Genomic DNA, 18118 nt, shown 5'->3' on the forward strand with positions numbered 1-18118 from the left:
AGCGTTAAATAGCCTTTAACAAGTTAACCATTTCAATAGCAGTCAAGGCAGCTTCACTACCTTTATTGCCTGCTTTTGTACCTGAGCGTTCAATCGCTTGTTCAATACTATCCGTAGTCAATACACCATTAATTACTGGTAAGCCAGTGTCTAGACCAACAACGCCTAAACCTTTGGCACATTCGCCAGCAACAAAATCGAAGTGAGGCGTGCTACCACGAATCACTGCGCCAAGCGCGATGATGGCATCGAAACGATCTGAAGCTGCAAGTTTCTTCGCAACGATTGGCAGTTCCCAAGCACCTGGTGCATGAACGACAGTGATATTATCCTCTGATACACCATGACGTTTCAATGTATCAACGGCACCTTCTAACAGATGTTCTACAACAAAGCTATTAAAACGACCAACTAAAATCGCATAACGGTCTTCGTTCGCGAGATGTAACATACCTTCAATACGGCGAACAGCCATAATAACCTCGATAATTTCTTAAGATGTTTGTTGTGCGGTGATGTATTCCACCACTTCTAAATTAAAACCTGACAATGCATTAAAGCGTAGTGGTGAGCTTAATAGCTTCATTTTTTCCACGCCTAAATCACGCAAAATTTGTGCACCTACACCAATGGTTTGGTATTGATGAGACAGTGCAGCATTCGATTTTACATTTTTTGGTGCTTTGAGTGAGTCAAGGGCAGGGCCTAAGTCTTGTAAATGACGTTGACCAATCCACACCAATACACCGCGATCGCTTGCGGCAATGGTTTTCAATGCTTTATCTAAATTCCAAGCAGGTTCACCATCGGCTTTATTTAGTTTCAATAAATCGCGGGTTGGATTAAAGCCATGCACACGTACCGTGGTTACGCCATCTTTAGGTTCGCCTTTGACCAAAGCCACATGAATATCTGGATTGCCCAATTCACGGTAACGGAACAATTCAAAAGTACCGTATTCAGTATCTAAAGTTTGTTGATCAATGCGCTCAACGGTTTGCTCATTGGTCATGCGGTAGTGAATTAAGTCCGCAATCGTCCCCATTTTTAAGCCATGCTTTTCAGCAAAGACTTCAAGATCAGGGCGACGTGCCATGGTGCCGTCTTCATTGATGATTTCACAAATCACCGAAGCTGGTTCAAGACCTGCTAAACGCGATAAATCACAACCGGCTTCAGTGTGGCCTGCACGGTGTAGGACACCACCAGGCTGTGCCATCAGCGGGAAAATATGGCCTGGCTGTACGATGTCAGCTGGTTTTGCATGTGCTGCAACAGCAGTTTGAATGGTGTGCGCACGTTCAGCAGGAGAAATACCTGTTGAAATGCCATTTGCTGCTTCAATCGACAATGTGAAGTTTGTACCGTGCTGTGCACCGTTTGCATCGACCATTAAAGGTAAATTTAACTGCTGGCAACGCTCTTTGCTGAGCGTTAAGCACACAAGACCACGCGCATGCGTAATCATGAAGTTGATATCTTCAGGGCGTACGTGGGTCGCAGCGATAACAAGGTCGCCTTCATTTTCACGATCTTCATCATCCATGAGGATGACCATTTTACCTGCACGAATATCAGCTACGAGCTCTTCAACAGTATTGAGCGGCATCAATCTTCACCTTTTTGTTTGTCTCGAATGACATTTACTTGCATTGATTGTTGCATAGTCTAACGTTTTTTTGCGTTCTTTGCCTATGCTTATCATTTTCCTTTAATGGCTCATTGTTATACACAGTCCTCAGAACCTTGAAAAGAGGACTTTATTTGAATTGTGCCATTTATGCCCAATCTTTAAGCGATTGAAAAGCATAAAAATGGGTAAGCTTATACAGATTTTAAATAATTCAAATGAAAGAGATGAACAGTTTGTCGGAAGTGTTTAATCGTATAACTACATGAAGGATCACATAAAATAATCGTCACTTATGCAGCTGAGTGCGCGGCCAAATAATCTTGAATGACCATTTTATTGGCCTGCAAAATGCTTTTTTGTAATTCGGGATCATGCATTGCCCGTGCAATTAAAACCGCACCGACCAGTTGGGACATTATGGCCCAAGCTTTTTCTTCACTCGCCAAATGTGCGCTAAATAAAGCATGACCGCGCAGTAATTCCTTTTCATAGGCCTGTTTAATCGTGTCATCTGCACGAGCTACTTCGGTCGCAAGTGTCGGCAAAACACAGCCTTGTTCAGGATGTTCAAGGTGGGAAGGGGTTAAGTAACGGTCTAATTCAAAATTAATCCAGTCGGCTGCATTATGATGCGGGTTGCTTTGCCACATGTTAAAGCTTTGCTGCAATTCATATTCAACCAATGCTTTGAGTAAATCCTGTTTTGACGAAAAATGTGAATAGAATGCGCCACTAGTTACACCTGCAGCTTTCATTAAGCTGTCAACACCTGTTGCAGCAAAGCCATTTTTTTTCGCAATTTGCCCCGTAATGTTGAGCAATTCTTGTCGTTTTTGTTGTTTGTATTCGGGTTTATAGCGCATGTGCATGACCCTAAAAAATTATGATTGACGATAAATTAATCATAACATAGTATTCGTTATAGTAACGATCGTTATTTAATAAAGTGTGGTTTAAAACCGACGCGTAAATAAAATGAGCGTGGAATAAAAATAAAACAGCAATGGAGTGAGACTATGCAACAAATCAACAAGACTTCAGCAAAAGTCGCTTTAGTGATTGGTGCAGGTGATGCAACCGGCGGTGAAATTGCCAAGCGTTTTGCGCGAGAGGGTTATATTGCCTGTATGACACGTCGGAATGCAGACAAATTACAGCCTTTAATTGATGAGATTGAACAACTGGGTGGTAAAGCCTATGGTTTTGCTTCTGATGCTCGAAAAGAAGAGCAAGTGATTGAACTCATCGAGCACATTGAATCAAACATTGGCCCGATTGAGGTCATGGTCTTTAATATTGGTGCCAATGTGCCATGTAGTATTTTGGAAGAAACCGCACGTAAATATTTCAAGATTTGGGAAATGGCATGTTTCTCGGCATTTTTAACGGGTCGGGAAGTGGCGAAGCGCATGGTGAGCCGTGAATCTGGCACAATTATTTTTACGGGTGCGACGGCTGGGGTTCGTGGTGCCGCAGGCTTTGCCGCTTTTGCTGGCGCAAAACATGCGCTTCGTGCCTTGGCACAAAGCATGGCGCGTGAACTTGGGCCTAGAAATATTCATGTGGCGCATGTGGTGGTTGATGGGGCGATTGATACCGACTTTATTAAAGAGACTTTTCCCGATTTGTACGCAAAAAAAGCGCAAGATGGTATTTTAAATCCCGTACATATTGCAGAAAATTATTGGCATCTCTCACAGCAACCACGAGATGCATGGACGCATGAATTAGATCTGCGACCGTGGATGGAACGCTGGTAAGCGTAATTTGATTCAAATGAAAGAACGATACGCGGTAAGGTCATCCGCAAGTGTTTGAGACAGGACTACATCTATTCAAAAATGTTTTTGCGATACTTTGAATAATTAGACGCTAGTGAACGAGTTTTGCGGATGACAATGGTTTTGGGTACTTTTGCCGAAACAAAAGTACCTCCAGCCGAAGGCTAATCCCTTTATTTAAACCCTGGATGTAAGACTCCGTCAAATCGGCTTAAAAATCATTTAAAAAATACGATGTTACTTTTACGTGCGTAACATCAGTTAGGAAAATAAGCAAAAAAAGGACGAAAAACATGAAAGTCATTGAATTTTATTTTGATGTCGGCAGCCCATATAGTTATATCGGTTTTCATCGCATTCAACAGATTGCACAGCAGTATCAAGCCGAGCTGATCTGGAAGCCGATGCTTCTTGGTGGAGTGTTTAAAGCTACTGGCAACAGTAGTCCGATGGCTGTGCCTGCCAAGGCACGCTATTCCATGCGGGATCTTAAGCGCTGGTCAGATCTATGGCAGATTCCCGTGCAAATGAATCCGTATTTTCCAATCAATACTTTGCAGTTGATGCGTTTGATTACCGCAGTCCAATTATTTCAGCCTGAAGTATTTCTCAATGTACTGACGGGTATTTTTAACGCGATGTTTGGTCAGCCACGCAATTTAAATGATCTCAATGAATTAATTCAATTGATGCAAGAGCTTGGATTGGATGTAGAGCAAGTTAAATCATGGCTTGAAGATGAAAAAGTAAAGTCTGAGCTTAAAGTTATTACCGAAGAAGCCATTGCACGTGGTGTGTTTGGGGCGCCAAGTTGGTTTGTCGATGATGAGTTATATTGGGGTGTTGATCATTTACATTTTGTTGAGGCGGCTTTACAGGCTTCATCACGATCAGCCTAATTGGACGAATACTTGAGTGAATGCTACTGAATATAAGCACCAGTTTTAGGACGGGAATGCAGAAGTTATTGTAGATGTAAGTAAAATTATAGAATGGATCATGGCTGATTGTCTTACTTACATCTACTTTTACTCAGCTTTCATTTGTATTGAGTCTTATTTTTGGCGTACTAACTTAAAAAACTTAAGCTTTATTCCGTATATAAATAATGCTGACATTTGGTGCAATTTACGGTGCATGAATCGCTTGCATAAATACCTTTACGAAAGAATCGTTTATTGCCGCAAAAGATACAGATAAATTCATCTTTATGATTTTTAGCGCTTGGTAGCTCTTGGTAAACGAGTCTTAATCCATTGTCTTTATAACGATAATTTCGACCATAAATTTGTTTAGCAAGCCAATAGTCCAAACTTGTAAATTTTATGGCAATACAACTGATGATACAAAAAGGAAATAGCCATATAGATTCAAATGCTTTGGAAACAGACGCCCAACCTGAAAATACACTTGTGAAAGTAAAAAACATGACCGCGAAAGCACCAAAGAAGAAAAGATAGAATACTTTGCTTTGGAAAGAGCTTAATTTGTTTAAGTATTTGAGATGATGTTCATAGGTCGAAATATCATCTTGGTTGGGCACAAATGCGGGATAACGTGCTTGCTTAGGTTTGTCTGACACTTGATCACCAAATGAATGACCACAGGCACTACAAAAGTGATGTTGTACTAATGCTTTTTCTCCACAGGAGACACAATATTTCATAGCTATTTAAATATTTTTAATTAATAAAGTTATTTGTTTAGCAAGCATAAGAAAATTTGCAGCTTTTTAAAAGAAATTTTAATGAATTCTTTGAAGAGGCTTCTAACAAAAAAGCGAACCGAAGTTCGCTTTTTATCTCATGTATTGTTCAACGCTGCTTAGAAGAAGCCCATTGGTTTGGTGTCATAGCTCACCAACAAGTTTTTGGTTTGTTGATAATGATCAAGCATCATTTTGTGGTTTTCCCGGCCGATCCCTGATTTTTTGTAGCCACCGAATGCTGCGTGTGCAGGGTAGATATGATAACAGTTGGTCCATACACGACCTGCCTGAATAGCACGACCCGCACGATATGAAGTATGCGCTGAACGCGACCAAACCCCTGCACCTAGACCATAAATCGTGTCATTGGCAATTTTAATGGCATCATCAAAGTCTTTAAAGGTTGCTACTGAAAGCACAGGGCCGAAGATTTCCTCTTGGAAAATCTTCATGTCATTGGTGCCTTTAAAAATCGTTGGCTCAATATAGAAACCTGTACCGACTTCATTACGTGGATCACCACCAGTAATGAGCTGTGCACCTTCATTTTTACCTGTAGCGATACAGCCTAAAATTTTGTCTTGCTGCTCTTGCGATGCCTGTGCACCAATCATGGTGTCGGTATCTAAAGGATGACCGGTCTTAATACGTTTCACACGCTCTACTGCCATTTCCAAGAATCGATCTGCAATGCTTTCTTGTACCAATGCACGTGATGGACATGTGCAAATTTCACCTTGGTTCAGCGCAAACATGGCAAAACCTTCGAGTGTTTTATCTAAGAACTCATCATCTTTGTCCATGATGTCTTCAAAGAAGATATTTGGTGATTTTCCACCAAGTTCTAAAGTCACAGGAATGATATTTTCAGTCGCATATTGCATGATCATTTGACCCACAGCGGTTGAACCGGTGAAGGCGATTTTTGAGATGCGTGGATTGGTCGCCAATGGACGACCGACTTCAACACCATAACCATTCACAATATTCAGCACGCCCGGTGGGAGTAGATCTTGAATGAGTTCAGCCAAGACCAAGATGCTGACAGGCGTTTGCTCCGCAGGTTTCAACACGATGCAGTTACCCGCAGCCAATGCTGGAGCAAGTTTCCAAGCCGCCATCAAGATTGGGAAATTCCACGGAATAATTTGACCGACCACACCAAGTGGTTCATGGAAATGGTAAGCAATAGTATTTTCATCAATTTCAGAAATGCCGCCTTCTTGGGCACGGATACAGCCGGCAAAATAACGGAAGTGATCGATACAAAGTGGAATATCAGCGGCTAAGGTTTCACGAATCGGTTTACCGTTGTCCCATGTTTCTGCAACTGCAAGGAGCTCTAGGTTTTCTTCAAGTCGATCGGCAATTTTTAATAAAATATTTGAGCGTGTCGTTGGGGAAGAGGCGTTCCATTGGGCTTTGGCTTTATGCGCTGCATCCAAAGCCAATTCGATATCTTCAGCAGAAGAACGTGGCACTTTGGTAAAAACTTTACCGTCTACAGGGGAGATATTTTCAAAGTATTCACCTTTCACTGGCGCGACCCATTGGCCACCAATCAGGTTTTCATACTGAGCTTTAAACTGAACTTTTGAACCGGGTTGATTAGGATCGACATAACGCATATGAATTTTCCTTTGCTTGTTTATTATGATCTTGTTGGGCTGCCCATCTGTGGCAATCTACAGCTTTGGTATAAGGTACTTTTGTACATTATTTGATTAGCATAGCCTGTATAAGGTTGGAAAAAGGTTGGAGACAAGAAGGTTTACAATATTTTTTTTCAGTCTTAAAAACAAAAGCTGGGAAACGGATTTTTAGTCATGAATTGTTGTGAGAATAATGAATGATGATACAGAAGGATTTATCTGAAAAACGACAGAATGTCGAACGGTTAAGGCAGGGCATGAGTCTGTCAAAGCAGCAAACCTCGCAATTGAATGAGAGCATTGCGAGTTCTTGGCAGCGATCGGCGCAGGCGGAAATTCCGGAAAACCGGAGTGCTGCGCCTTTGGTAAATTTAAGCCCTCAAAGTCAACAACAGTCGGCATTGCATCATGCCTTGCAACATTGTGCCGAAGATTTAAAACACATAGCCGAACAGTCGTCGATGGTACTTGCCGTGGGTGATGTGGGTAGCACGATTATTTGGAGTGCGTCGAGTCGGCAAATGCAAAGTGCTGCGGAAAGTGTGCATTTTATTGCAGGTGGGCAATGGCGCGAAGAATTGGTCGGAACCAATGCATTAGCGTTGTCTTTAAAAACCCAACAGTCGAGTTGTGTGTTTTCAAATGAACATTATATGCCGTCTGTACATGAATGGGTCTGCTATGCAGCACCGATTATCGATCCACACACACAGCAAATTTTAGGTGTGGTTGATTTATCCACCGTGTGGAAAAACCACAATAGTTTAGGGCTACTTGCGGCTGAACGCTGCGCTTCGATTATTCAATCGGCTTTGCTCGATTTTCAAAAACAGCATTTGTACATTCGGGCCTTTGCAGTGCCGCAAGTGTTATTTAATGGCAAAGTGATGGTGCTGACCCCACGGCAAATTGAAATTTTGACCATCTTGGCGCTATGTCCACAAGGCATGACCTTAGATACATTGCATCAAGCCTTATATGGTGAACGTAAGGTGAGTGTTGGGACTTTAAAAGCGGAAATGTCGCAGCTACGCGATATTTTGGGTGGCATGTTAGGCTCAAGACCCTATCGCTTATTGGCGCAAGTTGAAGCCGACTTTTTACAAGCCGAGCAAGCTTTAGATGCAGGTTATCTCGATTCTGCATTAAAACTGTGTTCAGGGGTTTTCTTGGCCAAAACCGAAAGTCCTTTTTTAGGGGCATGGCGTGATTGTCTTGAGTCACGATTGAGCCAAGCGATTTTTAATGCCAAGGAAACGGATGTTCTGCTCAAACATGTCGCGCGTTTTCCTGAAGCCATTGATGCGGTTGAACGCCTGATTGAGCTGATGCCGAGATCGCATCCCGTACATCAGACCTTGTTGAAATTAAAACAGTAAGTTGCAATGTAATTCAGGCTATTAAAGACCTTTATTGGCCAGCCATTCAAAGAGCTGGGTATAGACTTGTTCACGCGCGGTTTTTTCCGAAAGTACTAAATCATGCAAGCCATTGTGAATGCTTTGAATGGTGACATCGCCTTGAATTTTTTTGGCATATTTTTGGATATCTTTTACACCCAAAATCACATCAGTGGTCTGCGCTGCTTTACCCCATTTTTTGGGATTTTTAGTTTGATGTGAATGCATCACTAATACCGGTACATCAATCGTCACACCTTGATGAATTTCCTTTTGAGCTTCATAAATACTGCGGACGAAACTGATGTATACCATTGGATAGCGGGTCTTTTTCCAGTCTAAGTTGAAGTCCCATTCACCCTTGAGTTCACAGTGTAAGCTGGCGGTGTACCATTTATTCAGTTCACTTGGAAATTTTAAATTGGGAAAGGTTTTTGCCAATTTACTCAGCTGTGGAATACCCAGTGCGCGTTTCACCGGATTCATGTTGAAATCATAAAATGGGCTATTAACCCAAAGGGCTTGAATTAAAGGATGATTTGGATGATGGGCTGCATACAAAGTGGTGGTTAAGCCACCGGTAGAATGACCACAGAGCAGTAAGGCATCATGACCTTCATCTGCAATGATCGTTAGGGCTTGATCTATTTCGGCATCGTATTCAGACAGTGCATGCACATTATAGTATTTTTGATGCGGGCGGATGGAGCGGCCATACTTTCTTAAATCTAAGGCATAAAAGTCGAAACCGTGCTGATTGAAGCGTTCCGCCATTTCGGTTTGGAAAAAATAATCGATAAAACCATGGATATAGAGCACCGCTTTGGAGGTTGGAGCCGCTGCTTTTTTGCGAACCAGTGTGGCAACCACAGGGCCTTCATAATCATCAGGGAAGGTCAGCGTGGCTTGTTCATAGCCTGCACCCAAAATGTCAGGCTGATACTGAATTGGTGAATGGCTCATTATTATACTCATCAATATTATTGGACATTATGCTTTATCCTTGATGAGCCATGAGCTTTTGTCAAATGAATAATCGATGCTGTTTTACCGACTAAAAAAGAGTGACCTCAGTATGAAAGCAACCAATCTATGGTCGCTTTCCTGAAATAAAAAGTGAAATGGATTCAGTTGAAGCCTACATCACCAGACTCAAAGGGTAATGTAGGCACTTGGGTCACTTAAACATGAAGACCTATTGGGCTTAACTTAAACGGCTGCTTTGAAGTCGACCACAGAGGCATTGGCTTTAAGCGCTGCCTTGAAAATATCAACCACTTGAGCATGAGTCGCTTTACGTGGGTTGGTGAGCATACAGGCATCTTTTTGCGCATTTTCAGACATGATGCTGAGGTCTTGTTCTTTCACACCAAGTTCAGAAAGGCTCGATGGAATGCCAATCGAAGCAGACAGTTCACGGATTGCTGCAATCGCTGCATAAGCCGCTTCAGTCACCGTTAAACCATCGGTTGGCACACCCATGAGCTGCGCGATACGTGCATATCGGTCAGGGCAGGCAATCAGGTTAAATTCGCAAACGTGTGGTAACAGCACGGCATTACATACGCCATGTGGCAAGTTGTAGAAGCCGCCGAGTTGGTGCGCCATCGCGTGGACATAACCTAAAGATGCATTGTTAAATGCCATCCCTGCTAAGTACTGTGCATAGCTCATCGCATCACGTGCTTCTAGGTTTTCGCCATTGGCGACGGCAGGGCTGAGCCATTCACTGATCATTGAAATGGCTTTTTCAGCACAAGCATCGGTAATAGGATTGGCTGCTGTAGAAACATAAGCTTCGACCGCATGTGTTAATGCATCCATACCGGTTGCTGCAGTGAGCGCCGCAGGTTTCGCAATCATCAGTTTCGGGTCGTCAATAGCGATAAGTGGGGTACAACGCCAATCGACAATCGCCATTTTAACGTGGGTGTCAGTATTGGTAATGATACAGAAACGGGTCATTTCTGATGCCGTACCTGCGGTGGTATTAATCGCAATGAGTGGAGTCATTGGGACTGTACTTTTATCGATGCCTTCATAGTCACGAATATGACCACCACCCGCAGTGACTAAGCCAATGCCTTTGGCACAGTCATGAGAAGAGCCGCCACCGAGAGAGACAATAAAATCACAGCCATTGTCATTATAGGCATCTACACCGCTATGCACGTTGGTGTCAGTTGGGTTGGGTTCTGCGCCCGGGAAGATGTGACTTTCTACGCCAGCTTCAGTTAAATATGCGGCAATGGTGTCTGCCACACCAAATTTGTAAAGACCGGCATCGGTCACGATAAGCGCTTTTTTTGCGCCAAGATTTTGTGCCTTTGCACCAATTTCTTTAGCACAGCCAGGGCCAAAAAGTGAAACACAAGGGATGTAAAAACCGTTTGTTTGATCTGCAATATTTTTAAAAGCCATGGTGCGATTCCTTCTACCATTCATTGTCATTTGTTATGGGTGATACTCACCTAAACTGAGTATTGCGAGGGATGTTTTAAATTCACACCTACCAAAGACCTACCAAATTTAGGGCTTTGTATTGAACTTATTTAATTGATTGAAATTTAATCATTAATTATTTTTGCTATTTTCTGAGATTCGCTAAAAGTCGTATACGTTTAAGCCCAAATAGGCGTTGCGATGATTGGATGCATGATCGAGTTATCAGATTATAAAATCTAACTAAAACTACTATCAATTTACTAAATGCCCCAAAGCACTCGAATCAGGATAGGCTATAACAAATAACGAGATAGTCACTTTTGTGCATTTCGCTTTTTGCAGTGCGAAACAAAAGATTAATTAAACGAGTTAAATAATGCCCAGTGAAAATTTGAAAACGAAACGTCCTTTATATATTCCTTATGCCGGAAATACACTTTTAGAACTCCCACTTTTAAATAAAGGTTCTGCGTTTAATGAAGATGAACGTAAGAGCTTTAATTTGCACGGTTTAATTCCACACGTCACAGAAAGCATTGAAGAACAAAGTCAGCGTTCTTATCAGCAATATTGTGCATTTAATAGTGATATCAATAAGCATATCTACCTGCGCAATATTCAAGACACCAATGAAACATTGTTCTATCACTTAATTGAAAACCACCTCAGTGAGATGATGCCGATCATCTATACACCAACAGTGGGTGAAGCTTGTCAGCGCTTCTCTGACATTTACCGTCGTCATCGTGGGATTTTTATTTCATATCCTGACCGTGATCATATTGACCAAATTATTCATAACGTGAATAAAAAGAACGTGAAAGTGATCGTTATTACGGACGGTGAACGTATTCTTGGACTTGGTGACCAAGGCATTGGCGGGATGGGGATTCCAATTGGTAAGTTGTCGCTGTACACCGCATGTGGTGGGATCAGTCCAGCTTATACATTGCCGATTACTTTAGATGTCGGAACCAATAACCAACAGCTGTTGAATGACCCGATTTATATGGGATGGAGTCAGCCTCGTATCAGCGGTGAAGAATATTATCAATTTGTCGATGACGTGATTAAAGCCATTCAACAACGTTGGCCAAAAGCGCTGATTCAATTTGAAGACTTTGCACAAAAAAATGCGATGCCTTTATTGGAAAAATATCGCGATAAAATTTGCTGCTTTAATGATGATATTCAAGGAACAGCAGCGGTGTCTGTCGGAAGTTTAATTGCGGCATCACGTGCAGCAGGCAAGCAGCTCAAAGATCAAATCGTCACATTCTTAGGTGCAGGTTCAGCAGGTTGCGGGATTGCAGAACAGATCATCAAGCAAATGGTGGCGGAAGGTTTAACCGATGCTCAAGCGCGTGCGCGGGTGTTTATGGTCGATCGCTTTGGTTTAATTACTGAAAATCAGCCGAATCTTTTAGATTTCCAACGCAAACTTGCGCAAGCACCGGATAACGTTGCTCATTGGGCAAATGCAGATTCAGTCATTTCGCTATTGGATGTAGTTACACATGCTAAACCGACTGTATTGATTGGCGTTTCGGGACAACCGGGACTGTTTAGCCAAGAGGTCATTGAAACGATGGCTGCGAATTGTGAACAGCCTATTGTGTTGCCACTATCTAATCCGATATCGCGTGTCGAAGCGGTGCCTGCAGATATTATCGCGTGGACCAAAGGTAAGGCTCTGATTGCGACTGGCAGCCCATTTGCACCAGTGAATTATCACGGCAAGATTCATCATATTTCACAGTGCAATAACTCCTATATTTTCCCGGGGATTGGTCTGGGTGTGATTGCATCTGGGGCGAAACGTGTGACGGAAAATATGCTGATGGCATCTAGTACGGCGTTGGCAGACTGTTCACCAAAATTGGCAGATCCAAATGCTGATTTGTTGCCAAGTTTGGATTATTTACAGGATATTTCGAAGAAAATCGCTTTGAAAGTGGCATTGGCAGCGATTGCTGATGGTGTTGCGCCAAATGTCAGCGTTGAAGTGCTCGAACATGCGATTGAAGCGAATTTCTGGAAACCTGAATATCGTGATTATGTCCGTGTGACCTATTAATTCGGTCTAAAGATTCTGTTTAAGCAGAATCAATTTTGCAACTGATCGAAAAAATACCCTAATGCAGATTAGGGTATTTTTTTATGTGTAGCGGCATATTATTTTTCTAAGAAATACGAAAAATAATCGTGAGGGTCGTTTTAAATTTTGCGTTTATCGAGCTGGTTGGAAATGTGATCTCCACAGGCTTGAACCAGCATCACGATCGCGACCAAGACCACTATCACTGCCAGCATGATTTGCATATCAAAGCGTTGATAACCGTAACGGTAAGCAATATCCCCCAAACCACCTGCACCGATCGCTCCTGCAATGGCAGAAGAATTAATCATGGTCACCAAAGTCACAGTAAAGCCCGCGACGATGCCAGGAAGCGCTTCAGGGAGCAGCACATGCCAAATGATTTGTTTGCGATTACAGCCGATGGCTTGAGCGGCCTCAATCAGACCTTGATCGACTTCACGTAAGCTTACTTCAGCTATACGTGCAAAAAAAGGCGTGGCCGCAAGGGTTAAAGGCACAACAGCGGCCCAAACGCCATAACTGGTACCCACAATAAAGCGCGTGAGTGGAATAAGCGCCACCATTAAAATAAGAAAAGGCACTGAACGGGTAATATTGACCAACCAGCCTAGCGTGTGGTTTAGGCTTTTTGAAGGATAAATCCCGTGTTCAGCACTACACACCAATACGACCGCTAAAGGCAGGCCGATCAGAAAGGCCACAAAGGCTGAAACGCCGACCATCAGTAAGGTATCAATGGTTCCACTAATCAGTAAATCAATGAGTTGGTCGTGCATAGCCGAGTACCTCAATCTGTGCGATATGGTGTTTAAGTTGTTCAGATACGGCGTTGATCTCTAAATGGCTGCTGTCCACTGCAACAATCAACGAACCGATTAAATGCCCTTGAATACTATCGATATGACTTTGATACAGATGTACTGGCGCCTGAAATTGATCAAAAATAAACTTTAAGTCTGGCGACTGTTGTAGTGTCGATTCATAACGTAATTTTAAAATGATTTGATCATTTGGATCTGACGGTTGTGGCTGAATATCGCTTGGTAAATCAAGCTGTTCAAGGTTGAGCAACTCTTGTGTGATCTGCTGCTGAGGCGTAGAAAACACGTTCCAAACCTGTCCTGCTTCTACAATTTCACCTTGATCGATCACTACAACCTGATCGCAAATCTCTCGAATGACTTGCATTTCATGGGTAATCAACACAATGGTAATACCGAGCTTTTGATTAATTTCTTTAAGCAAAGACAGCACGACAGAAGTACTTTCAGGATCGAGTGCAGAAGTCGCTTCATCACAGAGTAAAATTTCCGGATGATGAACTAACGCTCGTGCAATCCCGACACGTTGTTTTTGCCCACCGGAAAGTTGAGAAGGGTAGTGCGCTGCTTTATTTTCAAGACCCACTAGCTTCAGCACTTCATTCACTCGCTGAGAGATATCAGCTTGACTGAAATTGGCAATTTTAAGGGGCAGCGCAATATTGTCATACACGGTTTTGGCAGACATCAAATTAAAATGCTGAAAAATCATGCCTATGCGTTGACGCAGTGCAATCAGTTCTGCGTGATTTAAGCTTGATAATTCTTGTTGATGGATGTGAATACTGCCATCACTGATTTGTTCTAAGCCATTCAGCGTTCGAATCAGCGAAGATTTACCCGCGCCGCTTTTCCCAATAATGCCGAATATTTTGCCTTGTGGAATATTCAGATTGATATCTTTTAAGGCATGAACCTGCTGTCCTTGCACATCATAAAATTTATTTAAATTTTTGATTTGGATATGGGGGACGGCAAATTCAACCGATGAACCGAAACTCACCATGAGCGACTCCTTATTTCCAACCAGGGAACCACAGTTTTGCACCAAAATCTGCGTCCAATGCCTGTTTAACTTTAGGTGAGTTTTGATAAATATCGACAAATTTACGCAGTTTATCGTCACGATCTACATAGTCATCACGAACGGCAAATAAGATGGCAAAACGCTTGTCGGTATTGGAGTCAAACAGTAAGGCATTTTCAGGATCGGCAGTTTTTGCTAGACGTAAATAATGTGGATAGCCAAAAGCCAGATCGACATCATCAATCGCACGTGCCGTTTGAGGGCCTTCCACCTCAATAAATTGAAGTTGTTTAGGATTTGCTGCAATGTCGTTTAAGGTCGATAAAAAGTTATCTGGCTGTTTCAGTTCAATGAGCTTGGCTTGCTGTAAAAGTTGTAAGGCACGGCCCTGATTGACCGGATCATTCGGAATCACCACTTTGGCTTTATGGGGTAAATCAGCAAAGTTTTTATACTTTTTTGAATACAGTCCGACATGGGTTGCAGCACCAACATCAAAGGCTTTGATTTTAAAATCCGTTTCTTTTTTTGCATTGTCTAGAAACGGCTGATGTTGGAAAAAGTTTGCATCAATATCGCCGTGGTTTAGAGTGATATTCGGGGTATTCCAGTCTGAAAATTCCACCAATTTCACATTCAGCCCTTGCTGCTTGGCTTCATCTGCGGCGACTTGTAAGGGTTTAGCAAAAGATGGGCTAATCCCAATCACCAATTCACTTTGATGATTTTTCTTTTGTTGATTCCAAATAACTAAGCCAATCACCAAGATGGCCACGATCACACCAATCAGTGTGAATTTAGATTTTGCTGTTTGTGCCATGGCACACCTCTATTTTTTGAAATAATTAAATTTTTTGACTAAAATTTTATTTTTTAAGTGCAGCTTATGCTGTCTCAACGTTTTTAATTGCTGCCTGAGATCCCGCGTCGGAAGTGCGACATCGGTAGCGATGAGCAGGATGTGTCGTGGCTAAATGGTCACCTTGTTGAAACAGTTTTTGCCGCAAACTACCGGTGTCATATGCAGTTTTATAGCGACCACGTTGCTGTAATTCAGGAATGACCAAACGAATAAAATCTTGATGTGACTCAGGTGCAACGGTGCGAGTCAGATTAAATCCATCGATGCCAGTTTCATCCAAATAATCAATTAACTGTTCTGCAACGTTGGCACCACTCCCAACAAAGAGCGGATAACGCCCACCTAGAACGTGCTGAGCACGCAAATCTTGGCGCGTAATTTTCTGCTCTTTAAATTTTTGATTGACCGATGCGATGCTATTGGTCTGCTGATACGGAATGGCTTCATCTTCTGCAAAGTTGGCGAGGTTCATCCCAATCGAGCTAGAAAAGTGTGCCAGTCCCGCTTCAGGATTGGCATAGCGAATGTATTCAGCCAATTTCTCTTGGGCGAGTTCATCGGTCTCTGCGGTCACTACCGTAATGCCGACAAAGAGTTTTACGGCTTGTGGGTCACGACCTTGCGCTGCGGTTTGACTGCGAATTTTCTGTACCTGATTTTTGACTTTTTCAGCGCTGTCTGCACCGATAAACATGCCTTCTGCATGTTGCGTAGCAAAAGCTAAACCACGTGGTGAAGCACCGGCCTGATACAACACAGGGGTGCGCTGTATCGAAGGGGAAACTTGAAATACCCCTTGGCTTTGATAGAACTTCCCTTGGTGCTGAATGGCATGTACTTTTTTGGGGTCGCTAAAGATGCGATTTGCTTTATCTTTTTGAACCGCATCATTTTCCCAAGAGCCTTCCCAAAACTTATAGCAAAGCTGCAAAAACTCTTCAGCTTGTTCATAGCGTAGGTCATGATCTTTCAAGCCTTTTTGCCCAATGAGGCGTTCTGCACTATCTAAATATCCCGTCACGATATTCCAGCCGATTCGACCTTGGGTCAGGTGGTCTAGGCTGGCAAATCGACGTGCAAATTGATAAGGCGTTTCATAGCTCAAATTGACTGTTACACCAAAACCTAAGTTTTCAGTGACCGCAGCCATTGCAGAAATCAGGGTGCTGGGGTCATGGCTCGGCAGTTGGATCGACTCTTTAAGTGTGAGATCGATATTGTCTTCATAAACATCATAGACCCCGGTGATATCTGCAATAAATAGCCCGTCAAACAGCCCTTGCTCCAAGGTTTTGGCAAGATCCGTCCAATAGCTCAGTTCATTAAAGCGGTGTGACTCATCGCGTGGATGGGTCCATAAGCCATGATTGATATGGCCGACACAGTTCATGTCGAAGGCATTCAGTAAAATTTTCTTGGCAGAATGTGATTGGGTATCTGCTGTGGTGATTTGGCTCATTACAAGGTCCCTCGACGTGGGGGCAATACGCCATTTAGGAGGTAATTGGCAATGAAGAAATATTTCCAACGCCCTGCATCATGCAAGGTATGGACACGTGCATTACGCCAAAATCGATCTAGACCATCTTCACGCTGACTGCCACGGCTGCCTGCAAGCTCAATCAATTTTGAAGCCGCTTTCAGTGCAGTTTCAGTACTATGCGCACGCACTTTCGCTACATTTAATGAGGCTTTTGCGATGTTTTCGGCATTGGGCTGTGGGCGAGCAGCATCGATGGAGCGAGCAGCTTGTTTCAGCAAGACCTCACTGGCGCGAACATCTGCGGCAATGCGACCGAGTTCGTATTTGGTTAAAGGATCTTCGCTTGCAAGATCAAGACCTGAATCAATCCATGGTCGAGCTTGGTGTACGCGGCGCAAACTTTCTTCAAAGGCTGCGCGGGCTATACCAACTTCAATCGCAGCATGCATAATTTGCGCAAATGGCCCAACCAATGTCGGCTCCGTAAATGCACGATCAAAGGGAATGACATCTGTGGCAGGAACCGCAACTTGATGAAATTTAACAGAGCCGCTGCCGGTGGTGCGTTGTCCAAACCCAAACCCTGTCCAATCATCGATCAACTCTAGACCTGCACTTTCACGTGCAATAAAGGCTAAATATTCACGACCATCGGGGTCTTTGACCAATGTGGGAATGCGATGTGCAAATAAACTGCCGGTGCAATAAAACTTTTCACCATTCACTACAAAACCATCGTCATGAGGGCGAATCGACGTTTGTTTTTGAGCAGCGGTTTTGGTTTTAAACTCGGCTAAGGCATTGCCAAAACGAGCGCCAGCAAGCACTTCGGCATAAAGCTTTTGCTTTTGTTCAGTTGTGCCGGTGTTTCGTAATACTTCCAATGCATAAAAATGGTTTTGTGGAATTTGCCCAATTGAGCCATCTACACCACTCATAAGCGCAATCACTTGCGCCACGGTATAACTTGAAACTTCGGCACCGCCAAATGCCTTGGGAACCGTGATTGCCCAGAGACCAGATTGACTATAGGCCTCGATTTCATCAAACGGCAGTATGCGTTCGGCATCACGTTGCACGGCATTTTTTCTAAATTGTTCGGCCAATTGTTTTGCAATTTCAAGTGCTTCTGCATCGGACTGAATAATATGCGCAGGTGTTGTTGATATGGCCTGTAGCGAATTAATATTTGGAAATGAGGTCAT

At 43.0% G+C, this 18118-nt stretch carries 16 protein-coding genes; 4 read left to right on the top strand and 12 right to left on the bottom strand.

Going from position 1 to position 18118, the window contains the following annotated elements; all coding sequences use genetic code 11:
- Positions 1 to 4: 4 nt before the first annotated feature.
- The 3 genes from ribE to FTU05_RS11855 all read right to left on the bottom strand — a co-directional run bounded on the left by ribE (position 5) and on the right by FTU05_RS11855 (position 2496).
- The gene (gene ribE, locus FTU05_RS11845) at positions 5 to 475 is read right to left on the bottom strand and encodes a 6,7-dimethyl-8-ribityllumazine synthase (RefSeq protein ID WP_180165430.1); all 471 of its coding nucleotides are present in this window, start codon (positions 473 to 475) and stop codon (positions 5 to 7) included.
- Positions 476 to 493: 18 nt separating this feature from the next.
- Positions 494 to 1609, bottom strand: a complete 1116-nt coding sequence (gene ribBA / locus FTU05_RS11850; protein ID WP_180165432.1) for a bifunctional 3,4-dihydroxy-2-butanone-4-phosphate synthase/GTP cyclohydrolase II — start codon at positions 1607 to 1609, stop codon at positions 494 to 496.
- 314 nt (positions 1610 to 1923) lie between these two features.
- Positions 1924 to 2496 (bottom strand): TetR/AcrR family transcriptional regulator, encoded by a 573-nt coding sequence (locus FTU05_RS11855; RefSeq protein ID WP_180165434.1) that lies wholly within the window; start codon positions 2494 to 2496, stop codon positions 1924 to 1926.
- Positions 2497 to 2649: 153 nt separating this feature from the next.
- On the opposite strand from FTU05_RS11855, the gene FTU05_RS11860 reads away from it, so the two are divergent.
- Positions 2650 to 3393, top strand: coding sequence for an SDR family oxidoreductase (locus FTU05_RS11860; RefSeq protein WP_180117765.1), 744 nt, complete (start codon positions 2650 to 2652; stop codon positions 3391 to 3393).
- Positions 3394 to 3707: 314 nt separating this feature from the next.
- Positions 3708 to 4313 carry a 2-hydroxychromene-2-carboxylate isomerase gene (locus FTU05_RS11865; RefSeq protein WP_180165436.1) on the top strand — a complete coding sequence of 202 codons (606 nt, stop codon included), beginning with the start codon at positions 3708 to 3710 and terminating at the stop codon, positions 4311 to 4313.
- 191 nt (positions 4314 to 4504) lie between these two features.
- On the opposite strand, the gene FTU05_RS11870 is transcribed toward FTU05_RS11865, so the two are convergent.
- On the bottom strand, positions 4505 to 4996 hold the full coding sequence (locus FTU05_RS11870; RefSeq protein WP_180024783.1) for a hypothetical protein: 492 nt from the start codon (positions 4994 to 4996) through the stop codon (positions 4505 to 4507).
- 242 nt (positions 4997 to 5238) lie between these two features.
- A complete protein-coding gene (locus FTU05_RS11875) occupies positions 5239 to 6750 on the bottom strand; it encodes an aldehyde dehydrogenase family protein (protein WP_078194071.1) in 1512 nt (503 codons plus the stop codon).
- Between the two features lie 221 nt (positions 6751 to 6971).
- Here FTU05_RS11875 and FTU05_RS11880 point away from each other — a divergent pair, with 221 nt between their 5' ends.
- Positions 6972 to 8153, top strand: a complete 1182-nt coding sequence (locus FTU05_RS11880; protein ID WP_078191528.1) for a transcriptional regulator — start codon at positions 6972 to 6974, stop codon at positions 8151 to 8153.
- 21 nt (positions 8154 to 8174) lie between these two features.
- On the opposite strand, the gene FTU05_RS11885 is transcribed toward FTU05_RS11880, so the two are convergent.
- Both FTU05_RS11885 and FTU05_RS11890 read right to left on the bottom strand, forming a co-directional pair.
- On the bottom strand, positions 8175 to 9137 hold the full coding sequence (locus tag FTU05_RS11885; RefSeq protein WP_180041637.1) for an alpha/beta hydrolase: 963 nt from the start codon (positions 9135 to 9137) through the stop codon (positions 8175 to 8177).
- Between the two features lie 246 nt (positions 9138 to 9383).
- The gene (locus FTU05_RS11890) at positions 9384 to 10595 is read right to left on the bottom strand and encodes an iron-containing alcohol dehydrogenase (protein ID WP_180123833.1); all 1212 of its coding nucleotides are present in this window, start codon (positions 10593 to 10595) and stop codon (positions 9384 to 9386) included.
- 400 nt (positions 10596 to 10995) lie between these two features.
- On the opposite strand from FTU05_RS11890, the gene FTU05_RS11895 reads away from it, so the two are divergent.
- Complete coding sequence (locus FTU05_RS11895) at positions 10996 to 12696, top strand: NAD-dependent malic enzyme (RefSeq protein WP_180165438.1); 1701 nt, start codon at positions 10996 to 10998, stop codon at positions 12694 to 12696.
- 140 nt (positions 12697 to 12836) lie between these two features.
- Here FTU05_RS11895 and FTU05_RS11900 read toward each other — a convergent pair whose 3' ends face one another.
- The 5 genes from FTU05_RS11900 to FTU05_RS11920 all read right to left on the bottom strand — a co-directional run bounded on the left by FTU05_RS11900 (position 12837) and on the right by FTU05_RS11920 (position 18118).
- Positions 12837 to 13496: a methionine ABC transporter permease gene (locus tag FTU05_RS11900; RefSeq protein WP_078191524.1), complete on the bottom strand. Its 660-nt coding sequence runs from the start codon at positions 13494 to 13496 to the stop codon at positions 12837 to 12839.
- A complete protein-coding gene (locus FTU05_RS11905; RefSeq protein WP_180165440.1) occupies positions 13477 to 14547 on the bottom strand; it encodes a methionine ABC transporter ATP-binding protein in 1071 nt (356 codons plus the stop codon). The genes FTU05_RS11900 and FTU05_RS11905 overlap by 20 nt, the downstream gene beginning before the upstream one ends.
- A 10-nt stretch (positions 14548 to 14557) precedes the next feature.
- On the bottom strand, positions 14558 to 15388 hold the full coding sequence (locus tag FTU05_RS11910; protein WP_180123837.1) for a MetQ/NlpA family ABC transporter substrate-binding protein: 831 nt from the start codon (positions 15386 to 15388) through the stop codon (positions 14558 to 14560).
- A 64-nt stretch (positions 15389 to 15452) separates the two neighbouring features.
- Positions 15453 to 16889, bottom strand: coding sequence for an LLM class flavin-dependent oxidoreductase (locus FTU05_RS11915; protein ID WP_180165442.1), 1437 nt, complete (start codon positions 16887 to 16889; stop codon positions 15453 to 15455).
- A complete protein-coding gene (locus FTU05_RS11920) occupies positions 16889 to 18118 on the bottom strand; it encodes an SfnB family sulfur acquisition oxidoreductase (protein ID WP_180165444.1) in 1230 nt (409 codons plus the stop codon). The genes FTU05_RS11915 and FTU05_RS11920 overlap by 1 nt, the downstream gene beginning before the upstream one ends.

It is taken from the genome of Acinetobacter sp. YH12049 (assembly GCF_013419875.1).
Taxonomy (GTDB): domain Bacteria; phylum Pseudomonadota; class Gammaproteobacteria; order Pseudomonadales; family Moraxellaceae; genus Acinetobacter; species Acinetobacter amyesii.

Coding starts and splice junctions, on each gene's coding strand:
- FTU05_RS11875 (WP_078194071.1), bottom strand. CDS start 6,750: ATGCGTTATGTCGATCCTAATCAACCCGGTTCAAAAGTTCAGTTTAAA.
- FTU05_RS11905 (WP_180165440.1), bottom strand. CDS start 14,547: ATGGTGAGTTTCGGTTCATCGGTTGAATTTGCCGTCCCCCATATCCAA.
- FTU05_RS11895 (WP_180165438.1), top strand. CDS start 10,996: ATGCCCAGTGAAAATTTGAAAACGAAACGTCCTTTATATATTCCTTAT.
- ribE (WP_180165430.1), bottom strand. CDS start 475: ATGGCTGTTCGCCGTATTGAAGGTATGTTACATCTCGCGAACGAAGAC.
- FTU05_RS11915 (WP_180165442.1), bottom strand. CDS start 16,889: ATGAGCCAAATCACCACAGCAGATACCCAATCACATTCTGCCAAGAAA.
- FTU05_RS11855 (WP_180165434.1), bottom strand. CDS start 2,496: ATGCGCTATAAACCCGAATACAAACAACAAAAACGACAAGAATTGCTC.
- FTU05_RS11920 (WP_180165444.1), bottom strand. CDS start 18,118: ATGACCTCATTTCCAAATATTAATTCGCTACAGGCCATATCAACAACA.
- ribBA (WP_180165432.1), bottom strand. CDS start 1,609: ATGCCGCTCAATACTGTTGAAGAGCTCGTAGCTGATATTCGTGCAGGT.
- FTU05_RS11890 (WP_180123833.1), bottom strand. CDS start 10,595: ATGGCTTTTAAAAATATTGCAGATCAAACAAACGGTTTTTACATCCCT.
- FTU05_RS11885 (WP_180041637.1), bottom strand. CDS start 9,137: ATGAGCCATTCACCAATTCAGTATCAGCCTGACATTTTGGGTGCAGGC.
- FTU05_RS11880 (WP_078191528.1), top strand. CDS start 6,972: ATGATGATACAGAAGGATTTATCTGAAAAACGACAGAATGTCGAACGG.
- FTU05_RS11900 (WP_078191524.1), bottom strand. CDS start 13,496: ATGCACGACCAACTCATTGATTTACTGATTAGTGGAACCATTGATACC.
- FTU05_RS11860 (WP_180117765.1), top strand. CDS start 2,650: ATGCAACAAATCAACAAGACTTCAGCAAAAGTCGCTTTAGTGATTGGT.
- FTU05_RS11865 (WP_180165436.1), top strand. CDS start 3,708: ATGAAAGTCATTGAATTTTATTTTGATGTCGGCAGCCCATATAGTTAT.
- FTU05_RS11910 (WP_180123837.1), bottom strand. CDS start 15,388: ATGGCACAAACAGCAAAATCTAAATTCACACTGATTGGTGTGATCGTG.